The organism is Brevibacterium sp. SIMBA_078 (assembly GCF_046534565.1).
Lineage (GTDB): Bacteria > Actinomycetota > Actinomycetes > Actinomycetales > Brevibacteriaceae > Brevibacterium.
Window position 1 is genome coordinate 1 of record NZ_JAWRYQ010000102.1, and the last position, 319, is coordinate 319.

Genomic DNA, 319 nt, shown 5'->3' on the forward strand with positions numbered 1-319 from the left:
GTATTTGGTGAAAAGCTTGAGTATCAGCCTACTTCAGTGAAAATCCACTTCAAAGACGGTTTACCTAATGATGAAATGGAACAAGCAACAATCTACAGTACTCGACTAGCTGGTATGCCTACTATTTCACAGAAAACAGCAATAATGAAATTGGACGGACTAACTGAAGAACAGGCAGAAAAAGAGTTAGAGAGAATGAAGAAGGAACAGGACGAAGCTATGGGGACAGTGGATGCTTCAGTATTCAATAAACAACCAACAGAAGGGAGTAACTTCTAATGGCTAGAAAAGTTAAAATATCTTGTCCTAGATGCGAAGG

Annotated in this window: 1 protein-coding gene; it reads left to right on the top strand. The window is 39.2% G+C overall.

Features of this window, described 5'->3' with window-relative positions; all coding sequences use genetic code 11:
- On the top strand, window positions 1-279 hold a 279-nt coding region (locus tag SB749_RS19045), incomplete at its 5' end, for a phage portal protein (protein WP_410711679.1).
- Window positions 280-319: the final 40 nt, after the last annotated feature.